Below are 877 nucleotides of genomic sequence, written 5' to 3' on the forward strand. Positions count from 1 at the left end.
GGGCGTGTCGCAAAGCCGGCGATAGGACGCGTTGAGCCGATAATCACCCAGCTTTTACGCTTTGTTAACCTTTTGAAGTCCGAAGAGGCGCCCGAGCAGATCATTCTGATCGTTGACGGTCCACTCGCCGGAAAAGCCGAAGCCTTTCCGCAGCCACAACATCGCTTCGAACCCGGCGATCGTCCGGCGCGCCGTTTTGAAGGACTGGAAGCCGCCGATCTTGGGCATGTTCTTCTTCACTCGGAAGTGATCGCTCTCGATGCCTTGTTGGAGATGTTTGGTGACATAATGTACCGGGCCTGGATGCAGGAGCCCGTCCTCGACAGCTGTCTTGATCGTTGAAGGAAACGTGTTGGCGCCATCGGTGCCGATCTTACCCGGCGATAGTAGCGGCTCATCCTTGAGCATCTTACGGAAGAAGCGCTTGGCGGCGTCGAGATCGCGCTTAGCGGTGAGCAAGAAGTCGATCGGGTTTCCGTGCTTGTCGATGGCGCGGTACAGGTATCGCCACTTGCCCCGGATCTTAACGTAGGTCTCGTCAATCCTGACTGAGCCACAATGCGGTCGGCGAAACTGGCGAAGCCGCTTCTCGATGACAGGTGCATAGGCAAGGACCCACCGATTGATGGTGCTGTGGTCGACCTCAAAGCCGCGCTCGCGGAACATCTCCTCGAGATCTCTGTAGCTGAGCGGATACCGTAGATACCATGTCACTGCCTGCACGATCAGCCATGCCTCGAAATGCCGCCCTTTGAAATCGTCCTTCGACTGGCGCTTCAGCTTTTCGGCAATGGCATTCAGAATCATGGCTACGCTCCGCTACATCGGGAGCGGAAATTCCACCGTCGTGGTCAACAGCTAGTTAACCAAAAGAATT

General features: G+C 56.2%; 1 protein-coding gene. It reads right to left on the reverse strand.

Annotated elements, in window-relative coordinates; all coding sequences use genetic code 11:
- Nucleotides 1–54: 54 nt before the first annotated feature.
- Nucleotides 55–807: an IS6 family transposase gene (locus tag J5286_RS31075; RefSeq protein ID WP_209193785.1), complete on the reverse strand. Its 753-nt coding sequence runs from the start codon at nucleotides 805–807 to the stop codon at nucleotides 55–57.
- Nucleotides 808–877 lie beyond the last annotated feature (70 nt).

The sequence above is a fragment of the Rhizobium sp. 16-488-2b genome (assembly GCF_017741815.1).
In the GTDB taxonomy this organism is placed as follows: domain Bacteria; phylum Pseudomonadota; class Alphaproteobacteria; order Rhizobiales; family Rhizobiaceae; genus Rhizobium.

Excerpts from the sequence above, each read along its gene's own strand:
- J5286_RS31075 (WP_209193785.1), bottom strand. The coding sequence starts at position 807 with ATGATTCTGAATGCCATTGCCGAAAAGCTGAAGCGCCAGTCGAAGGAC.